Source organism: Qipengyuania aestuarii, assembly GCF_019711535.1.
Lineage (GTDB): Bacteria > Pseudomonadota > Alphaproteobacteria > Sphingomonadales > Sphingomonadaceae > Qipengyuania > Qipengyuania aestuarii.
Map to the genome: position 1 here is coordinate 286,888 of NZ_JAIGNP010000001.1, position 18,320 is coordinate 305,207.

Annotated in this window: 17 protein-coding genes; 7 read left to right on the plus strand and 10 right to left on the minus strand. The window is 56.1% G+C overall.

What is annotated here, in order from left to right:
- Positions 1-56 precede the first annotated feature (56 nt).
- Positions 57-695, plus strand: a complete 639-nt coding sequence (locus tag K3175_RS01440; RefSeq protein ID WP_221541595.1) for a carbonic anhydrase — start codon at positions 57-59, stop codon at positions 693-695.
- Between the two features lie 37 nt (positions 696-732).
- Entirely contained in the window at positions 733-1,458 is a 726-nt protein-coding gene (locus tag K3175_RS01445; protein ID WP_221541596.1) for an NYN domain-containing protein, read from the plus strand.
- A gap of 67 nt (positions 1,459-1,525) precedes the next feature.
- On the opposite strand, the gene K3175_RS01450 is transcribed toward K3175_RS01445, so the two are convergent.
- Positions 1,526-2,860: a hypothetical protein gene (locus K3175_RS01450; protein WP_221541597.1), complete on the minus strand. Its 1,335-nt coding sequence runs from the start codon at positions 2,858-2,860 to the stop codon at positions 1,526-1,528.
- 300 nt (positions 2,861-3,160) lie between these two features.
- On the opposite strand from K3175_RS01450, the gene gyrA reads away from it, so the two are divergent.
- Positions 3,161-6,004 (plus strand): DNA gyrase subunit A, encoded by a 2,844-nt coding sequence (gyrA, locus tag K3175_RS01455; protein WP_221541598.1) that lies wholly within the window; start codon positions 3,161-3,163, stop codon positions 6,002-6,004.
- Positions 6,005-6,020: 16 nt separating this feature from the next.
- On the opposite strand, the gene K3175_RS01460 is transcribed toward gyrA, so the two are convergent.
- Complete coding sequence (locus K3175_RS01460) at positions 6,021-6,677, minus strand: lysoplasmalogenase family protein (RefSeq protein WP_221541599.1); 657 nt, start codon at positions 6,675-6,677, stop codon at positions 6,021-6,023.
- Positions 6,678-6,732: 55 nt separating this feature from the next.
- Between K3175_RS01460 and trmFO the strand changes: the two genes are divergently transcribed.
- A complete protein-coding gene (gene trmFO, locus K3175_RS01465; protein ID WP_221541600.1) occupies positions 6,733-8,100 on the plus strand; it encodes a methylenetetrahydrofolate--tRNA-(uracil(54)-C(5))-methyltransferase (FADH(2)-oxidizing) TrmFO in 1,368 nt (455 codons plus the stop codon).
- Here trmFO and K3175_RS01470 read toward each other — a convergent pair whose 3' ends face one another.
- The 8 genes from K3175_RS01470 to K3175_RS01505 form a co-directional block, all read right to left on the minus strand.
- Complete coding sequence (locus tag K3175_RS01470) at positions 8,101-8,568, minus strand: EF-hand domain-containing protein (RefSeq protein WP_221541601.1); 468 nt, start codon at positions 8,566-8,568, stop codon at positions 8,101-8,103.
- Positions 8,569-8,603: 35 nt separating this feature from the next.
- The gene (locus K3175_RS01475; protein WP_221541602.1) at positions 8,604-9,248 is read right to left on the minus strand and encodes a hypothetical protein; all 645 of its coding nucleotides are present in this window, start codon (positions 9,246-9,248) and stop codon (positions 8,604-8,606) included.
- Positions 9,249-9,278: 30 nt separating this feature from the next.
- Positions 9,279-9,806, minus strand: coding sequence for a pilus assembly protein TadE (locus K3175_RS01480; protein ID WP_247710614.1), 528 nt, complete (start codon positions 9,804-9,806; stop codon positions 9,279-9,281).
- Between the two features lie 129 nt (positions 9,807-9,935).
- Positions 9,936-10,544 carry a TadE/TadG family type IV pilus assembly protein gene (locus K3175_RS01485; RefSeq protein ID WP_345719292.1) on the minus strand — a complete coding sequence of 203 codons (609 nt, stop codon included), beginning with the start codon at positions 10,542-10,544 and terminating at the stop codon, positions 9,936-9,938.
- Positions 10,541-12,481: a TadE/TadG family type IV pilus assembly protein gene (locus K3175_RS01490; protein WP_221541604.1), complete on the minus strand. Its 1,941-nt coding sequence runs from the start codon at positions 12,479-12,481 to the stop codon at positions 10,541-10,543. Before K3175_RS01490 ends, K3175_RS01485 begins: the two co-directional genes overlap by 4 nt.
- Positions 12,482-12,572: 91 nt before the next feature.
- On the minus strand, positions 12,573-13,952 hold the full coding sequence (locus K3175_RS01495) for a pyruvate dehydrogenase complex E1 component subunit beta (RefSeq protein ID WP_221541605.1): 1,380 nt from the start codon (positions 13,950-13,952) through the stop codon (positions 12,573-12,575).
- 3 nt (positions 13,953-13,955) lie between these two features.
- A complete protein-coding gene (gene pdhA / locus K3175_RS01500; protein WP_221541606.1) occupies positions 13,956-15,026 on the minus strand; it encodes a pyruvate dehydrogenase (acetyl-transferring) E1 component subunit alpha in 1,071 nt (356 codons plus the stop codon).
- Positions 15,027-15,157: 131 nt separating this feature from the next.
- On the minus strand, positions 15,158-15,472 hold the full coding sequence (locus K3175_RS01505; RefSeq protein WP_221541607.1) for an FtsB family cell division protein: 315 nt from the start codon (positions 15,470-15,472) through the stop codon (positions 15,158-15,160).
- Between the two features lie 193 nt (positions 15,473-15,665).
- Between K3175_RS01505 and hppD the strand changes: the two genes are divergently transcribed.
- From hppD to K3175_RS01520, 3 genes are all read left to right on the plus strand, one after another.
- Complete coding sequence (gene hppD / locus K3175_RS01510; protein WP_221541608.1) at positions 15,666-16,787, plus strand: 4-hydroxyphenylpyruvate dioxygenase; 1,122 nt, start codon at positions 15,666-15,668, stop codon at positions 16,785-16,787.
- Positions 16,784-17,356, plus strand: coding sequence for a VOC family protein (locus K3175_RS01515; protein ID WP_221541609.1), 573 nt, complete (start codon positions 16,784-16,786; stop codon positions 17,354-17,356). Before hppD ends, K3175_RS01515 begins: the two co-directional genes overlap by 4 nt.
- A 79-nt stretch (positions 17,357-17,435) precedes the next feature.
- Positions 17,436-18,314, plus strand: coding sequence for a mechanosensitive ion channel family protein (locus K3175_RS01520; protein WP_221541610.1), 879 nt, complete (start codon positions 17,436-17,438; stop codon positions 18,312-18,314).
- The last annotated feature ends 6 nt before the right edge of the window (positions 18,315-18,320 follow it).

The window sequence follows — 18,320 nt, forward strand, 5'->3', positions numbered from 1 at the left end:
TGGCGCCTCAATTTGATCTCTTGCCTTGTACGGCCTTTCGAGGCAGCAGCATTTGCATGAAAACGTTCGAGCAGATGATCGAGGGCTATCGCCACTTTCGTGCCACCGGATGGCAGGAAGAGCGTGAAAGGTGGCAGCAACTCGCCGAAGGCCAGTCGCCGCAGGTTATGGTCATTTCCTGCTCCGACAGCCGCGTAGATCCGGCCCAAATCCTGGATGTGGCGCCCGGAGAAATTTTCGTGGTTCGCAACGTGGCCGCTCTGGTCCCTCCCTTTGAAACCACTCCCGGTCGTCACGGTGTATCAGCAGCGGTGGAATTTGCCGTTCAGTTCCTGAAAGTCAAAGAGATCGTCGTCATGGGACACGGGCTTTGCGGCGGCTGCAAGGCTGCGCTTACTCAGGACCTCCACGGCAATGAACTGGGCGAAGGAGGACACGTTGCTCACTGGGTCGACATGCTCGACGACGCGCGTGCCCCCATCGCACAGAAGCATGGCACCGACGGTAGGGAAGCGGAGTTGGCGATGGAGCTGGAAGCAGTAAAGGTCAGCCTGAAGAACTTGCAGACTTTTCCTTATGTGGCTGACAAAGTTTCAAGCGGTGAACTTTCGCTTCGCGGCGCACATTTTGCAATTTCAGACGGGATTCTGCGCCTGCTCGACAATCAACAGGGTGAATTCCTCGCCGCCGAATAGCTTGCGTCCGCCTATCTTGCCCGGCATGTGAATACGCATGTCTGATAAAGAATTAAAAAACATCGCCCTGCTCATCGATGCTGACAACACGTCACCACGCGGCATCGATCCGGTCCTGACCGTCATGGCGGAACTGGGCCAGGTCAATATCAAGCGAGCATACGGCAATTTCGCCAAGAACAACCTCGCTAAATGGGACAAGATCACGCACAAATTCGGCATCCGGCCGCAGCAGCAATTCGACCTCACTGCCGGCAAAAATGCCACCGACATGGCCATGACCATCGACGCCATCGATCTGCTTTATCAGGGCAAGGTCGACGGTTTCGGGATCATGAGCTCCGACAGCGATTTTACACCGCTCGCTACGCGGCTGCGTCAGGATGGCCTGATCGTCTACGGTTTCGGCAGCAAGAATAAGACTCCGGATGCCTTCAAAAGTGCTTGCACGAGGTTCATCGATATTGATGCTCTCATTGCCGGCGCGGACGAAGAGCCCGCAGCGGAGAAAAGCAAACGCTCCGGAGGCAACGGCCAGATCGATGAAGAACTGGTCGAATTGCTGGGGACTGCCTGGAAGGCTGCCAAACGGGACGACGAAGGCTACGCCCAGATGGGCGAGGTCGGCAGCCTGGCAGGCAACCGATCAAGCTTCGACGTTCGGAATTACGGATTCAAACGATTGTCCGATCTGCTGGAATCGATGGATCAGTTCAAAGTCGAGCGCCGTGACAACACTCTTTACGTGAAGCGTTTACGCTGAACGAAAAGCGGCGCGGATTCGAAAGAACCCGCGCCGCGAATAACGATGGTAATGGAGCGGAGCGCTTTTACATTCCGCCCTTCTGAGCTGCGTAGATCGCCCAGAGATTAGCGATATCCCTGCGAGCGCCTTCAACTTTACCAAAGGTTTCGCTGGCTTCGGCGTATTTGCCCTGATCGAACTGAGCGATCCCGAGACGGGTCAGAACCACTGGCGTTTCCACGCCGCTCATCCCCAGAGCCTTCGTATAGAATTCTTCGGCTTCTGCTGGCTGATCGTAACTGAGGAAGGTGTCACCCGCCACGACGAGCGTCTTGAGCGTCGCACCAGATTTGCGTGCATCTGCAGCCAAGGATGAGAGGCCCTGACGGTCGGCAGCAACACGTCCGGCAGCTTCCTTGCGGGATTCGATCAGAAAGGGATCACTCTTGTCGACATTACTAAGGGCGAAACCCTCGTCGATCGCGCTGACGACCTCGCCCGGATAGCGGCGAGAGTCCAGAAGTTCGATGTATTCTGCCAGAACGCGCGTATCGTTGTAGCTGTTCAAGCGGCGCGAAAGACGGAGAAGATCAAGAGCATCCGCATTGGCGTACCCACCGGAATTCAGAGTGATAATCACTGCGTCACCCCAGACCGAAGGACTGGGATAATTTTCGGCTAGCATCGCCACGTACTGACGCGACTGGGGCTGAAGATTGTTTTCATATGCCTGTGCCAGCCCGACACGGATCAGCTGTTCGGGTACCGGCTCGCCAGCAGCTTTCAGCCCGTCAATGGTTTGGCTCACATAGGCCAAACCTTCTTGGGTTTGATCGGCATTGAAATAAAGATCGGCGATCATCCGCTGCATTTCCGGCTTGCCGATCGTTTTTTGCGAGCCATCCGACATTGTGGCAGTGGTCGAATAATTGGCTGCAATCGCGCTTTCGAGGGCTTTTCGCGCCGCTGGAATGTCGTTGCGACCGCTATAGGCCTGATATGCCGCGAAACCGATCTGTCCGGCGAGTTCGGGCTCCAGGGTGCCGCTTTCCATCATCAATTCCAGACCACGAAGACGCATATCCTCGTCGCCGATCTTATTGCCGATGTTGAAGAGCGCTCCACCGGTCGCGCGCTTTTCATCCGGGCTTGAGGTCGTAGCGATCAGAGCCGGTACGGCAGCCTTTGCCGCAGCGGCGTCTGGTGTCTCCGCCTTCTGAACCTCGTCAATCGGCTGGTACGCAGCAAGGAACTCCTTGCTGTACTGACCCTTCTGCTCTTTCTCTTCCTTCTTTTTCTTCTGTGCAAAAGCTGGCGCTTCGAGCGCGGTCGCGCCCAGCGCGCCCGTGGCAGCGATCACGAGGGCCATAGCCACTGCGGAAGACGGCCGCGAAGCCTTGTTAAGACGGGTAAAAATCATTCGTAAACTCCCAAAATGTTAGGATAGCGTACTGTGCTAGCAGGGTGGAAAGCTCATCGAACTTGCCATTGCAGCGTGCGCGCAATCATTGCAAATAAACTGAGGATTTTGCCCTGAACGGCATTTGAATAGCGATCTTGTACGCAGTTCATGCTTATCTTCCGTCCGGACACAACCCATATGTGGAAAAAGCGCCGAACATGGACCAATGGTTCCCGGCTTCGGTGGCGCATCCCGGTCTTCTGGCCTAGGGTTCCGCTCTGAAAATCTGTCTTACACAGTATATGGAATGGTTTAGCTTTGGCTGACGACATCGACACGATCGATTCCCCCGTACCGGGTGGCGAAGAACACACACGCATCGACATCGTCGAGGAAATGAAGACGAGCTATCTCGATTACGCGATGAGCGTGATCGTGAGCCGCGCGCTTCCCGATGTGCGTGACGGTCTGAAGCCGGTTCACCGCAGAATCCTCTTCGCCAGTAACGAAGGCGGTTTCGTGGCGGGCCGGCCATTCCGCAAGAGCGCCAAGATAGTGGGCGACGTGATGGGTAACTATCACCCTCACGGTGACGCCGCGATTTACGATGCCCTGGCCCGCATGACACAGGACTGGTCGCTTCGCGTTCCCCTGATCGACGGGCAAGGCAACTTTGGTTCCATGGACCCCGATCCGCCAGCATCGATGCGTTACACCGAGGCCCGTCTGGCCCGTGTCACGAACTCCTTGCTCGACGATCTCGACAAAGACACTGTCGACTTTGCGGACAATTACGATGGGTCTCGCCGAGAGCCGACGGTTCTTCCTGCTCGCTTCCCCAATCTGCTGGTCAACGGTGCAGGCGGCATCGCGGTCGGAATGGCGACCAACATCCCTCCGCATAACCTGGGCGAAGTCATCGATGGCTGTTTCGCTTACATGGACAACCCCGCCATCACGAGCGAGGAATTGTTCGAGATCATTCCGGGGCCCGACTTCCCCACCGCGCCGCTCATTCTTGGCAAATCAGGCGCCCGCGCAGCGTATACGACCGGACGTGGATCGATATTGCAGCGTGCCCGGCACGAGATCGAGGACAAGCGCGGAGACAGGAAGTCGATCGTGCTCACCTCCATTCCCTTCCAGGTCGGCAAGAGCGGTCTGGTCGAGAAGATCGCCGAGGCGGCCAAAGACAAGCGCATCGAAGGTATTTCCGACATCCGTGACGAATCAAGTCGCAAGGGTGTCCGCGTTGTTGTGGATCTGAAACGCGACGCCTCGCCTGAAGTCGTGCTCAACCAGATATGGCGATACACTCCAGCTCAGGCGAGCTTCCCTGCCAACATGCTGGCGATCAGCGGCGGGCGTCCTGAAGTTCTCACCTTACGAGAGTTTATCCAGGCCTTCATCACGTTCCGTGAAGAGGTCATTACCCGCCGTACGAAGTTCGAGCTGAACAAGGCGCGAGACCGTGCGCACATCTTGCTGGGTCTGGTCGTTGCCGTGTCCAACCTCGACGAGGTCGTCGCGATGATCCGCAGCGCCCCTACTCCGGCCGAAGCGCGTGCTCGCCTGCTTACCAAAGAATGGCCGATTGGGGACATCGCGCAGTATATCCGCCTGGTTGAGGCGATCGAACCGAATGCTGAACAGGAGGGCGGAACATACCGCCTGTCCGAACGGCAGGTCAAAGCCATCCTCGACCTTCGACTCCACCGCCTGACGGCCTTGGGGCGAGACGAGATCGGCGATGAACTCAAGGAACTGGCTCTCTCGATCGAGGAATATCTCTCGATCCTGGCTGATCGTGTCAAACTCTATGGTGTGATGCGCACTGAACTCGAAGAGATCAAGGCGGCCTATGCCACCCCGCGCGTATCCGAAATTGCGCCGGCTTGGGACGGCATCGACGACGAAGATCTGATCGAACGTGAAGAGATGGTCGTCACGGTTACTCACGGTGGCTACATAAAGAGGACGCCGCTGGATTCCTTCCGCGCCCAGGCGCGTGGTGGCAAAGGCCGTAGCGGGATGGCCACCAAGGACGAAGATGCCGTGGTGGAAATGTTCGTAACCTCGACCCACAATCCTGTGTTATTCTTCACGAATACCGGTCGTGTTTATCGTAAGAAGGTATGGAAACTTCCCGAAGGCAGCCCGCAGACGAAGGGGAGGCCGATGGTCAACCTGCTTCCTCTGGGCGATGACGAGCGGGTAACCAACGTACTTGCGCTTCCCGAAGATGAAGGCGAGTGGTCGAAGCTCAATATCGTTTTTGCCACCGAGCAAGGCATGGTCCGGCGCAACTCGATGGACTCTTTTACGAACGTGCCCAGTAACGGCAAATATGCCATGGGGTTTGTGGAAGACAGCGGCGATCGTCTCATCGGTGTCGAATTGCTCACCGAAGATCAGGAAATCTTCCTGGCATCGGACTCGGGCAAGGCCATTCGCTTCTCCGCAACTGACGCCCGCGAGACCAAGAGCCGGACCGGTATCGGTGTTCGCGGCATGAAGCTGAAAGAGGGTCAGAAGGTCGTCTCGATGACGGTCCTCGATGCTGGCGAGCGCGATACGGAGGTACGCGAAGCCTATTTGCGTGCGGCGAACTGGAAGAACAACGATAATGAGCCGACGCTCGACGCAGAAAAGTCGGCAGAACTGGCTGAGACCGAAGAGTTCATTCTCACTCTGACTGCCAACGGATATGGCAAGATATCCTCCTCATACGAATACCGTACCATCGGTCGCGGCGGCATGGGGCTGACGAATATCGGAGAGCCGTCGAGTAACCCTGACCGGAATGGGCCGGTGGTCGCCAGCTTCCCGGTAAAGCACGGTTCGCAGCTTATGTTGGTGACTGATCAGGCGAAGCTCATTCGCATGCCGATCAAATTGCGGCATCTGGTCGAAGGCGGCTTCGAAAACCACGAAGGCTTCTCGATTTCGGGCCGCGGTTCGTCCGGTGTTCGTATTTTCAACGTCTCCAAAGGCGAACAGATTGTCGGCGCTGCATTGATCGACGAGACAGAAGAGCCGGAAAACGAGGCCGAAGAAATGGTCCATGATGAGATCGCAGCGCGCGGTGGCGGGTTGAACCCCACTACCCCGCACACGACTGCGCATTCGGACCGTAACATCGAGGATGAACCGGGAGGTTAGACCAGGTCCCTTTTCGTCACACTTGCTGCTTTCGGAGTGTCTGAACCACTCCGGTCACGATGAGAAACTGGCCGCTGTAATAGAGCGGCCAGATTATCCATGCGGCCAGTTCACTTGATACATGTGAGGATTCCTGCGCGAAAAGCACCAGATCACTCGCGACAAATAAGACTGCGCCCACTCCAACCCGATATCGCGGGAAGGTACTGATCCACGCCGTTCCTGCCATCGCCCCTAGAAGCGAGGCATAGAAAGTAGCGAACAACCAATTATCCAAGGGATATGTCAGCATACCTGCGATAGCTGGAGTAAAGAAAAGCAACGCCAGGCCTGCTATCTTTTGGCTGGCGCTGGCCGGATGGCGCATGTGGCTCAGAAAAAGATAGACCGCAACGAGGTGGCTTAGCGCAAAGACGAGGCCACCTGCCAAGAAACTGAATTCCAGAGCTACATCGCCCAGGGCCCCGAGGGCCATGACCGAGGCGATCAGAGCGCGCCCGTTTCCTTTTCCGCGATGGCCCGCATAAGCGGCGAGAAATGCGATCCCCGCACCTTTCCACAAAGCCATCCATGCCCCGCCCACCTTTCCGTCCATCGCGAAGAAGTAGCTGATCGCAAACAGCAGGCTCAGCAGGAGGTATGGCCGATGGTCGATCAAGGCGCGCTTTGTCATCGCGCGTCTATTCCCTTGATACCGGGTAGGTGCAAGCTCTAGGTGCGCAACTGCAATGACACATGACATCCAAATTATCGGAGGCGGCCTCGCCGGAAGCGAAGCGGCCTGGCAATTGGCTAAACGTGGCTTCAAGGTAAAGCTATCTGAAATGCGCGGCAGCGGTGATATGACCGCCGCGCATCAGACTGAGGGTTTGGCCGAACTGGTCTGCTCCAACAGCTTTCGATCAGACGATAGCGACAAGAATGCCGTGGGCCTCCTCCATGACGAGATGCGACGTCTCGATAGCATCATTATGCGTGCCGGAGAGGTTGCCCGGGTCCCGGCCGGCAGTGCCATGGCCGTAGATCGCGACGTATTTTCTGCCGAAGTCCAGCGGACACTCGAAGAACATCCAAACATCACCGTTATTCGCGAACGGGTTGATGCGCTACCGGAGACCGGCCTCACAATTGTGGCAACCGGTCCTCTTACGGCCCAAACACTGGCGGAAAGCATCGTGAAAGCCACTGGTCAGGACCGGCTGGCGTTTTTCGATGCCATTGCGCCGATAATCCACCGGGACAGCATCGACATGTCGAAATGCTGGATCCAGAGCCGCTGGAACAAGCGCACCGAAGCATCGAACGAAGAAGGCGATTATATCAATTGCCCGATGACGAAGGAGCAATACCATGCCTTTCATCAGGGCCTGATGGACGGCGAGAAGACCGAGTTCCGGGAATGGGAGGCGGATACCCCTTACTTCGATGGCTGCATGCCGATCGAAGTGATGGCGGCTCGCGGGATAGAGACTCTTCGTTATGGGCCAATGAAAGGCGTTGGTCTCGATAATCCTTACGACACAACGGAGGAGCACCCGCAGGGCCGCTGGCCTTATGCCGTTGTCCAACTGCGTCAGGACAACAAGCTTGGCACTTTGTGGAATATGGTCGGCTTCCAGACGAAACTTAAATACGGCGCTCAAGTCGAACTGTTTCGAACCATACCAGGACTCGAAAATGCGGAATTCGCAAGGCTTGGGGGGCTTCATCGCAATACATTCATCAACTCGCCGCTTGTTCTTGATCGCCAGCTTAGACTACGCGGCGCCGAACATATCAGGTTCGCAGGTCAGATCACCGGTTGCGAAGGCTACGTGGAAAGTTCGGCCGTCGGTCTGCTGGCCGGAATGATGGCTGCGAGCGAACTGACTGGAGCTGATTGGACGCCTCCTCCACGCACTACAGCTTTCGGCGCGCTGCTTTCCCACATCACGGGCGATGCCGAAGCAGAAACCTTTCAGCCGATGAATGTCAATTTCGGACTGTTCCCGCCGCTCCACGATGTAAAAAAGAAGCAGCGCAAGGAAGCCTACACCTCCCGAGCCAAGGCAGAGCTTGGAGAATGGATTGCAGGCACGGACGTTGTCCCCGCCTAATCAGCAGGCGCAGCTCCGCTTTTTCGTAGGTTTCGGTTTCGTGGTGGCGAATTCAGCCGGCGAGAGCTCCCGGTTGCCATCGGCGTCGGCGCCCTCGAACTTTTCGACCGTCGCGATCGCCCATTCCTCGAATGTCAGTAGATTGTTGCCATCCTTGTCGAGCTTGCGGAACCCATCGGATCTGGTGGAGAGCAGTTCGCTCCGCGTTATCCGCCAATCGCGATTGCGATCATAACGAAAGAAACGGCGCTGTTCCTTGGAAAGCTCGGTCGCCTCTGGCGGCGCTGGTCCAATGAGACCTTCAGCGTCAGCGGTCGGCAATGACTCCGGATCTAACGCCTGTGAGATTGTACCGTTCGTTTCCGGTGGGGGTGCAGCGCTTTCTACTTCCGCTCTTCCTTGCCACCAGAACAAACCAAGAGCTGCGAAAAATAAGGCGACAATGCCACCGCTGACGAATGTCTTCACTATCCGGCCCCCAGTAAAACCAATCTTCGTCTAGCCTAAACTCCCAGTAAGCCAAGCCTCATACCTACAATAGGACTGAAGCGATCGCCCATGAGAGGCTGCCCCCCCCTGAAAATCGCCCGTCTGGACAATCCGCCAATTATAAATAGCGATCTCAAGGTATTTGGCATGCGTGGAAGAGTGAGGTGCGTTTCAGAACCTCTTTCCAGTCCCAGTCGCAACAGTTTAGCTCTTCCCCACAGCCTGCCGTGCACCGCTGCATCTGCCGAAGCTTGCTCACTTTCAGCCATTCTTGCGAGGCTTGAGAAAGCCAACCCGTTGGCTTCCTCGAAGCGTGAAAGCGACAAAGTGTCCTCGGAAGGTTCGACCAATATCTCTTCCCAACCGTCGATAAGGTCCACGAGCGCTTGATAGTGTCCGCTCCAAGACCGGAGAAGCGATGCGAGTAGCGGGTCGGGCGGGCTAAGCAGGTCGTCCACGATTGCATGATTGAATTGCTCTCGCCACCAAGCCAGACGGATCTGCGCCAAAGCTGGCTCTTTTATCTGCGCGAAGACATTCGTTAGCCGCAAATCGAAAGCGATCAGGTCCCGTAGGGGATCTGCCAACTGGTCATTCGCATAGGCAAGTACGAGGTTCGCCCAGGCTGGTAGGTGCGCTAACTCATTATCATCCGGCATACATCTTCTTACAAGATGTGGATCACGACGCTAGCACTGGTTCTGTACTCCGGTAGATCCAGGAGTTAGCCCCGGCTCAAGGTTCCGATCGTCACGGATAATGAAAGCTGCTTCGTCGCGGAAATTCACATCGCCTACGAATGCTCCGGAAAAGACCGGGGAATAGGTGTAAACGACCTCAACAAACATAACTGCCTCCTCAGGCGGAGCAGTTATTTGCGGAGTTCCCATACCTTCGAGTTCTTCGCCTTCGCCACCATACGCGCTGTCGACCTCCTTAGTCCCGATACATCGTTGCCAGTGTATGAACTGGTTATCGTTACGGGGGTCCACCTCCAGGCTGCTCAGAATAATTCGACCATTTTCATTCATATCAATCGAACGGCCTTCAATTAGACTGCCATTCAAGACGGAACTTACCTGGTCTTCCCGTATGGTCGTGACAAATGCACCATTGTCTGTTTGGCCTAGGCGGGAAGCATTGTCGGCTACCGAAAGTGCTATCTGGCTCACTCTCATTTTCGTGATCGCCATATAGGCAATTTCGAAACCGAACATTCCGAGAGATATAAACACTGGCGCGACCACGGCAAATTCAGTCAGAGCCAGACCGCGTTTATCGCTCCTCAGCTTCCTCCAGGATGCTCGTAGAAGGTGTTTCAATTTGAGTGCCATCCCTATGGGCTCCTACGAACACACGCCGACTGTGCTTCCCAGAGCATTTTGTGCACTGAAAGGCTGGTTCTTTTTGACGAAGGTTGCCGAGAGCTCACGTTTCGCGCTGGCGTTGTCGTAGAACGGAATTTTGAAGAGCGGCTCGTAGCTGGCAGTTACAGTATAAACTACAACGTCGTTCGCTCCGCCGTTTCCGTTGACCCCGATGTCCTCGTCCCACTGGCCGTTGCCATTTTCATCGACGAAGTTTTCGTCATTGTTGCAAAAGCCATCGCCATCCGCGTCGTTGAATTGTTCCGGTCGCTCGATATCATCGAAATCGAAGTAGCTTTTGCGCTCTGGAGTTATCGTCGCACCAGGAGCAACGCGGCGGACAAGTTTGGTCAATTCCGCATCCGATAGATCGGGATCCCCCGTTTCAAGCGACACTTCGCGGGATACCGATTGCGCTGCCCCGTTCAGTACGGCCTGAGTGTATGCCATCTGGCCGATATCCATCATGCCCAGAACCATGGTGATGAATACGACCGATACGATGCCGAATTCCATCAGCGTCGCGCCTTCTTCGTCTGCGCGCAGCGCCTCCGATTTGAAGGGCGTGGCTCTGATCAATCGCGTCACTGCGTAATCCTCAGTTCGCCGACGTTCTTTGCGATTTCCTGAAAAGCTCTTTCGAGCTCATTCGCACTGTTGGCGGTAAAACTGCTTTCCGGTGAGCCACACGTCGTCAATGTGCTGGTTAGCTGTGTGGAAAGAGCAATAACCCAGACGCGAATGCCCTTGGCCTTCACGGCCGCACAAGTTGCGAGAAGACGCTGGTTGTGCCGCTCATCCTGCTCCGAAAAACCGTCCGCTGTCACGCGCTGATCATGCCATTCTACCCCCCATGCAGATTGAGCGTAGCTGGTATCCATCGCACCGTCGGTCATAAACACGATATGGCGCGCAACTTCTCCGCCATTTTCGGCGACCTTGTTGACATTGGTGCCAAAGATACCTTGTGGTGACGAAAGTCTCGCCCCCCAGATCATGCCGATGCTGTGATAGGTTCCGCCGAGGGGTGTAAGCGAGTCCGCATAGGCGTAGAAGTCGGATTTGGACATCTCCGAAAGCAGTTGCGCTTTGACTGGGCATGAAGAACCGACCGCGATACCGTCGTCGCTTTTTGCGGCCCTCTCCAAGCGATTTTTTTGCCTATTGGTCCGGACATAGGCCAGTTCTGGCCACATGGGACGCCAGCGTGTTGCGTCGGACTCGGGGACTCGATCGATGTCGAGATCAAACAGGCCTTCCGGACTAAATCCGACTTGGGAAGAGTACCGAATATTCCCTGCATTGACCGTATCGCGCTCTTCGATACATCCGGCCCACCGGTAATTCTGATTGGTCCCGTTCGGTCCATTCAGCGTGCTGGTGTTCGCACCAGTTTTGTATACCGATACGTCGATGTCCTTCACTTGCGCGTATACGAATTTATCGAAGACTCTTACAGTCTCTTTTTTGTAGATTGGCTCTTCGATTGCCTTCCGGACATAAAAGTAATTTCGCGAAGCTGATCGGCTAGCAATCCAATAGTTGCGCCACGACTTTCTGTAGCACACATATTCAGTTCGGGTTTGCCCGTAAGTCTGAACCGTTTCGGTAATCCGATTTCCGTTTGTATCGATATAAGTCTTTGTCGAGGTTTCAGGGCCGGTAGATGTCCAGTTGGTGTTATTGGGTTGATTGCTGTCACAATCCCGGTCTCGTGTCCAAGACCCTCTATAATCCTGCCAATTACTCCAATCCTGATCCCCCACCGATTGACTATCGACATAATAAGGGGGTTTATAAGCTTCTACTTCGTCGGTATCGCGTTCGACGTCATTGTAAGTGGGATATCTCGACTGGATATCCATCTTGTTGACGATCCAGTTGCCACTAAGCAGGTGGCCGACGTTAACCGACTGGTTGTAAGGCACAAAGCCGTAACGAATTCGTGCGTTTGTATCTTTGGTCGTCTCTTCGAGATTGTCGAAGAAATTTTTCATGGCCGACCGGAGAGCGGTGATGCGACGCGTGCCATCGGAACTACTGATCGCCCAATCCATCGATCCGGTCGTGTCGAGAACCATCACCACGTCCGAGTTGCCGATCGACATGCTTGCCGAACAGGTTACGGAGACGGGAATGTCGTCAATGCCGAGAATGTTCACGACTAGCGTGTTAACCGACGTCGACGCAGTTCCCTCCACGGAATTGCCGTCGTCGTCCGACGTGAAGCGAACCTGAGGTTGCTCGACATCCGAAACGCCGGAGAAGTTTACATCGAAATAAGTCTTAGCTGCGATCAGCGCGGTGTCATCGAAGCCTTGCGTGGTAACGGTCTTCCGACCTGCGAGCGCACCAGCGTCGCAGGCATTTTGCAAGCGGCTCTGGACTTGATAGGCCCGCGACATGTCTACCCCGCCCCCGACAAGGCCAGCCATCACGAAGATGGCAGCCGCGGTGAGCGGAAAGACGTTCCCAGCTTCGTTATCACGAAACTGTCTCAGAACCCGGCAACGATTAAGCGTCATGTGTCCGCCTCAAACAATAATTCAAGGCAGCGCTCTATCGCTCGTTTCGCTAATATTTCGCTAAGGCGGATGGTTAAACCACCCGCCCTGCTCAGTCGCGATAGCAGACTTTCTTGGCCGCTTTCACGATCTTGGGCGTATCGATCAGCGCCAGTTTCTCGAGGTTTGCGGCATAGGGAAGAGGCACATCCTCGTCGCATACCCGCGTTACGGGGGCATCGAGATGATCGAAGCCTTCCTCCATGCAGATCGCGACGATTTCCGAAGCGATCGAGCAGGTCGGCCAGCCTTCTTCGGCGATGACCATGCGATTGGTTTTCTTCAGGCTTTCGAGCACTGTTTCCTTGTCGAGCGGGCGCAGGGTCCGCAGGTCGATTACCTCGGCATCGATGCCCTCTTCCGCCAGCTGTTCGGCAGCCTCGAGGGCGAGCCCAACCGCGATCGAGTACGACACGATCGTCACGTCGGAGCCTTCACGCACGATCCGTGCCTTGCCGATCGGAAGGACGTGGTCATCAAGTTCCGGAAGCTCGAAGCTGCGCCCGTAAACAAGCTCGTTTTCGAGAAATACGACGGGGTCTTCGCAGCGAATCGCAGCCTTCATCAGGCCCTTTGCATCGGACGCATCGTAAGGCGCGATGACGATCAGGCCCGGGACACTGGCATACCACGGACCGTAATTCTGGCTGTGCTGCGCGCCAACGCGGCTCGCTGCGGCATTCGGACCACGGAAAACGACCGGGCAGCGCATCTGGCCTCCGGACATGTAATTGGTCTTGGCTGCCGAGTTGATGATGTGATCGATTGCCTGCATCGCGAAGTTGAAAGTCATGAACTCCACGATCGGACGCAGACCACCCATCGCAGCGCCCGTCCCGATACCGGCAAAGCCATATTCGGTAATCGGCGTGTCGATCACGCGCTTGGGGCCGAATTCGTCAAGCAGGCCCTGCGTGACCTTGTAAGCGCCTTGATACTGGGCGACTTCCTCACCCATGACGAAAACGCGTTCATCACGGCGCATTTCCTCGGCCATCGCATCGCGCAGCGCCTCGCGGACTGTGACGGTCGCCATATTGGTGCCGTGCGGAATCTCGGGATCCTTCACATCGGTCTTTTTGGCGGGCTTGGTGATCTCGGCTTCGGACGCGTCGCGGCCGACATCCTTGCCTTCCCCCGGAACGTCCTCGCTCTCGGGAGCCGAAGCGGCAACTTCGGAAGCGTCTTCGCCCTCTGCCGCGAGCATCGCGATGACAGTACCGACAGCTACGTTCTCCGTACCTTCCGCGACCAGAATTTTCCCGAGCGTGCCTTCGTCGACAGCTTCGAATTCCATGGTTGCCTTGTCGGTTTCGATCTCGGCGATGATATCGCCGGCGACGATTTCGTCACCTTCCTGCTTGAGCCATTTTGCCAGCGTGCCCTCTTCCATTGTGGGCGACAAGGCGGGCATTTTGAGTTCGATCGCCATGGCTCAATACTCCTCCACCAGAACATCGGTGTAGAGTTCGGATGCTTCTGGCTCCGGAGAATTTTCAGCAAAATCCGCGGCTTCGCTAACGAGCTTGCGGATATCCTTGTCGATGGCCTTCAACTCTTCATCCTTGCTGCCCTGCTCGATCAGGATCTTTTTCAGGTTCTCGATCGGATCCTTGTGATCCTTCATATCCTGGACCTCTTCACGCGACCGGTACTTTGCAGGGTCGGACATCGAGTGACCGCGATAACGATAGGTTTCGCACTCCATCAGGACCGGGCCCTTGCCCTCGCGGACATGTTTGAAGGCGATCTCGGCGGCCTGACGCACTTCGAGCACATCCATGCCGTTGACCTTCATGCCCGGAATGCGGAACGCAGTGCCGCGCCGGTAAAATTCGGTTTCGGCAGAGCTGCGGCTAACGGCCGTACCCATGGCGTACTGGTTGTTTTCGATCACGAAAACAATCGGAAGCTTCCAGAGCGATGCCATGTTGAAGGTTTCGTAAACCTGCCCTTGGTTCGCGGCACCATCGCCGAAATAGGCGAGGCAGAGACCACCATCCTCATTGTACTGGTGAGCGAGCGCCAGACCGCCTCCGAGCGCGACTTGCGCGCCGACGATGCCATGGCCGCCGTAAAACTTGTGCTCGGTCGAGAACATATGCATCGACCCGCCCTTACCCTTGGAAATGCCGGCCTCCCGGCCGGTCAATTCGGCCATGATGACCTTAGGGTCGATCCCATAGGCCAGCATGTGGCCATGATCGCGATATCCGGTGATGACGCTGTCCTTATCACCATCGAGAGCGGATTGCAGACCGATGGCAACAGCTTCCTGACCGATATACAGGTGGCAGAAGCCGCCGATCAGTCCGAGTCCGTAGAGCTGCCCGGCGCGCTCTTCGAAACGGCGGATGAGGAGCATCTGCTCGTAAAACTTGTGCATCTGCTCAGGCGACGCATCGAAGCGCTTGCTCTTTTCGAACTCCTCCTGAAGGGAGCCGAGAGCGAAATCGTGGTTCTCCGCGGGGCTGCGCGGCGTGCTGCTTTTAGGGGCCTTGGCCAAAATATCTCGTCCCTTTTCCAGTCGGGGAATTCTCTCGCTGCGCCTATAGCCACAGCGCCGCGCAGAGCGCAACGGCCCGCTTCATCTGCATACGAAAACCTTACGGAATTGCCGAGCTCGAGCGCGGCCGATCAGTCGTCCAGCTTGATTACGACTTCGTCCGGATGGACGACATTGAGCTGGCTGCGAAGAAGTTCGCCGACCATGTCGGGATCCGCATGATCGGGATGCAAAAGAGCGACCTTGTTTTCCAGAGCCGCGCGATCTTTCTCGAGCGCAGCGAGCTGGGCTTTGCGCTGATCCAGGAGGCGGAGATTCTCACTCCACGCAAGAAGCCCGGACGGACCTGCAATCGCCAGGCCGCCGATGACAAGCAGCACGAAAAGCGCCGCGCTTTGCGTCGCCTTTTGCTTCCGCACCAGATCGAGTCTGCCCCTGCTTCTCATCGATTTCACAGAATCATAGTTGCGACCCGCGCGCAAGCCGGAATTTCGGGGCTGAAGCCAGGCCGTTCGATCGATGGGATGAGATTGAGGATGCGGAACATCAGCTGGTCGAAAACCGTTGGATTCTTGACAGTGCCAGACCTGAAATGTATTTGGTTTCTATTGAAACTACTTAATGGACAGAGGATTTCCCATGCCCGACCTTTTTGAGAACCCCATCGGCCTCGACGGATTTGAATTCGTTGAATTTTGCGCGCCGGAAAAAGGCGTTATCGAACCGGTATTCAAGGCCATGGGCTTTATCCAGGTGGCCAGCCATCGTTCGAAAGACGTCCACCTTTGGCGCCAGGGCGGCATCAATCTCATCATCAATTATGAACCGCGAAGCGCGGCTTGGTATTTTGCAAGAGAACACGGTCCCTCTGCTTGCGGAATGGGGTTTAGAGTCCGCGACGCGAAAAAGGCCTACGCCGAATTGCTCGAGCGCGGTGCGGAGCCGGTCGTTGTCGAAAACGGCCCCATGGAACTGCGCATTCCTGCAATCCGCGGCATTGGGGGAGCGATTATCTATCTGATCGACCGTTACGCGGAACAGGGCGAAAGCACGCTGTCGATTTATGACATCGATTTCGAATATCTCGACGGCGTCGATAAATGGCCGAAGGGCGCTGGGTTCAACGTGATCGATCACCTGACCCACAACGTCTACAACGGCCGCATGAAATACTGGGCCGACTATTATGAAAGCCTGTTCAATTTCCGTGAAATCCGCTTCTTCGACATCAAGGGGGAATATACTGGCCTGACCTCCAAGGCGCTTACCGCTCCTGACGGCAAGATCCGTATCCCCCTCAACGAGGAAGGCGAAGGCGGCAAGGGCCAGATCGAAGAGTTCCTTCGCGAATTCAATGGCGAAGGTATCCAGCATATTGCGCTGATCTGCGACGACCTGATCAAAGCGTGGGACAATCTCAAGGATCTCGGCGTTCCGTTCATGACCGCCCCGCCCGAAACATATTACGAAATGCTGCCCGAACGTCTCCCCGGCCATGGTGAGAACGAGAACGAACTCAAGATGCGCGGCATCCTGCTCGACGGAACGACCGAAGGCGGAAAGCCGCGGCTTCTGTTGCAGATCTTTGCAGAAGCTCAGGTCGGCCCTGTCTTCTTCGAGTTCATTCAGCGCAAGGGCGACGACGGCTTCGGTGAAGGCAATTTCAAGGCGCTCTTCGAAAGCATGGAAAGGGACCAGATCAAGCGTGGCGTCCTCAGCGTAGAGGATGCGCAGACCGTGGATGCGGAGCCAGCAGAATGAGCGCCCCTTCTGCACATCCCGTAAAGCTCGGCGGCGTCCATCACGCGGCCTATCGTTGCAAGGACGCCAAGGAGACCGTCGAATGGTACGAAAAGGTGCTGGGCATGGAGTATACCACTGCCTTTGCTGAGGATCACGTTCCCTCTACGGGTGAATACGATCCCTACATGCATGTTTTTCTAGACGCAGGTAATGGCAACATCCTCGCCTTTTTCGAATTGCCGAACCAGAAGGACATGGGCCGGGACGAAAACACTCCCCAGTGGGTCCAGCATCTCGCGTTCAAGGTCGAGAGCGAAGAGGAACTGAACGCTGCCAAAAAGCATGTCGAAAGCCTTGGCATCGACGTCCTCGGGCCAACGCATCACGGCATTTTCAAATCGATATATTTCTTCGATCCTAACGGCCATCGCGTGGAACTGGCTGCCGATATCGGGACGGATGAGCAATATGCCGAACTGAAGCGCGTGGCACCGATGATGCTGGAAGAATGGAGCGAGACCAAGAAGGCTCCTCGTCACGCCGACTGGCTCCATGAACTGGCACGCCAGGAGCATGCTCAGAAATAGCGCGTCCTTGTCCGCCCTTCGGCGGCCTTGAGGAACCTGAGAGGCGACTTGTCGTTGCCCTGCAAAGGGAGCTTGATTAGTGAATTATATCGGAACGCTGCGCGATCAGCTTCAGTCGATGGGAAAGGGGTTCATAGAGGCCCTGCCCAGCATTGCGATCGCCTTGTTCATCATTCTGCTGACCTGGATCATTGCCCGGTTCGCGGTGCGCATTTCCGATATGATCGTGGGCCGGACGGAAATCCGGACCAGTCTCAAAAATCTCGTCGATACCGTAGTCAAGCTGACGATATGGGTAATTGGTCTTTTCATCGCGGCTGTCGTGGTTATGCCCGAGCTCACCTTTGCCAGCCTGCTCGCCGGCCTCGGCATCGGGGCAGTCGCGATTGGTTTCGCCTTTCAGGACATCTTCGAAAACTTCTTTGCCGGCATTCTCATCATGCTGCGGGAAAAGATGCAGATCGGCGATGTGATCGAGTGTGAAGGCATCACAGGCAAGGTCGAACATATTACCCTGCGCGAAACGCACGTCCGCAAGCTTTCGGGCGAACTCACCGTCGTTCCCAATTCCATCTTGTTCAAGAATCCGGTCGAAATCCTGACCGATGTCGAACAGCGCCGCCACGATGTGGTCGTTGGCGTTTCCTACGACACCAATCTCGACCACGCAGCGGACGTTATCCGCCGGGCAGTCGAAGGGGTGGATCTGGTTCTTGCCAGCAAGGGCGTCGATATTTTTGCGCAGGAGTTCAATTCCAGCTCCGTCGATTTTCTCGTCCGTTGGTGGGCCGGTGCCGCCCCTCGCGCGGGATGGGAAAGCAAGGACAAGGTCGTCCGCGCCATAAAGGCCGCGCTTGATGAGGAAGGAATAGAAATTCCGTTCCCTTACGTGACGCATACCTTCAAAGAGACCGTGCCGATTAGCCAGTTGGGCGAGAGTTCGAAGCCGACGCCCTAAGGCGCC

Bases quoted from the DNA above. Each gene is read 5' to 3' on its own strand.
- K3175_RS01440 (WP_221541595.1), top strand. From the start codon at position 57: ATGAAAACGTTCGAGCAGATGATCGAGGGCTATCGCCACTTTCGTGCC.
- K3175_RS01445 (WP_221541596.1), top strand. From the start codon at position 733: ATGTCTGATAAAGAATTAAAAAACATCGCCCTGCTCATCGATGCTGAC.
- K3175_RS01450 (WP_221541597.1), bottom strand. From the start codon at position 2,860: ATGATTTTTACCCGTCTTAACAAGGCTTCGCGGCCGTCTTCCGCAGTG.
- K3175_RS01460 (WP_221541599.1), bottom strand. From the start codon at position 6,677: ATGACAAAGCGCGCCTTGATCGACCATCGGCCATACCTCCTGCTGAGC.
- trmFO (WP_221541600.1), top strand. From the start codon at position 6,733: ATGACACATGACATCCAAATTATCGGAGGCGGCCTCGCCGGAAGCGAA.
- K3175_RS01475 (WP_221541602.1), bottom strand. From the start codon at position 9,248: ATGCCGGATGATAATGAGTTAGCGCACCTACCAGCCTGGGCGAACCTC.
- K3175_RS01480 (WP_247710614.1), bottom strand. From the start codon at position 9,806: ATGTTCGGTTTCGAAATTGCCTATATGGCGATCACGAAAATGAGAGTG.
- K3175_RS01490 (WP_221541604.1), bottom strand. From the start codon at position 12,481: ATGACGCTTAATCGTTGCCGGGTTCTGAGACAGTTTCGTGATAACGAA.
- K3175_RS01495 (WP_221541605.1), bottom strand. From the start codon at position 13,952: ATGGCGATCGAACTCAAAATGCCCGCCTTGTCGCCCACAATGGAAGAG.
- K3175_RS01505 (WP_221541607.1), bottom strand. From the start codon at position 15,472: ATGAGAAGCAGGGGCAGACTCGATCTGGTGCGGAAGCAAAAGGCGACG.
- hppD (WP_221541608.1), top strand. From the start codon at position 15,666: ATGCCCGACCTTTTTGAGAACCCCATCGGCCTCGACGGATTTGAATTC.
- K3175_RS01515 (WP_221541609.1), top strand. From the start codon at position 16,784: ATGAGCGCCCCTTCTGCACATCCCGTAAAGCTCGGCGGCGTCCATCAC.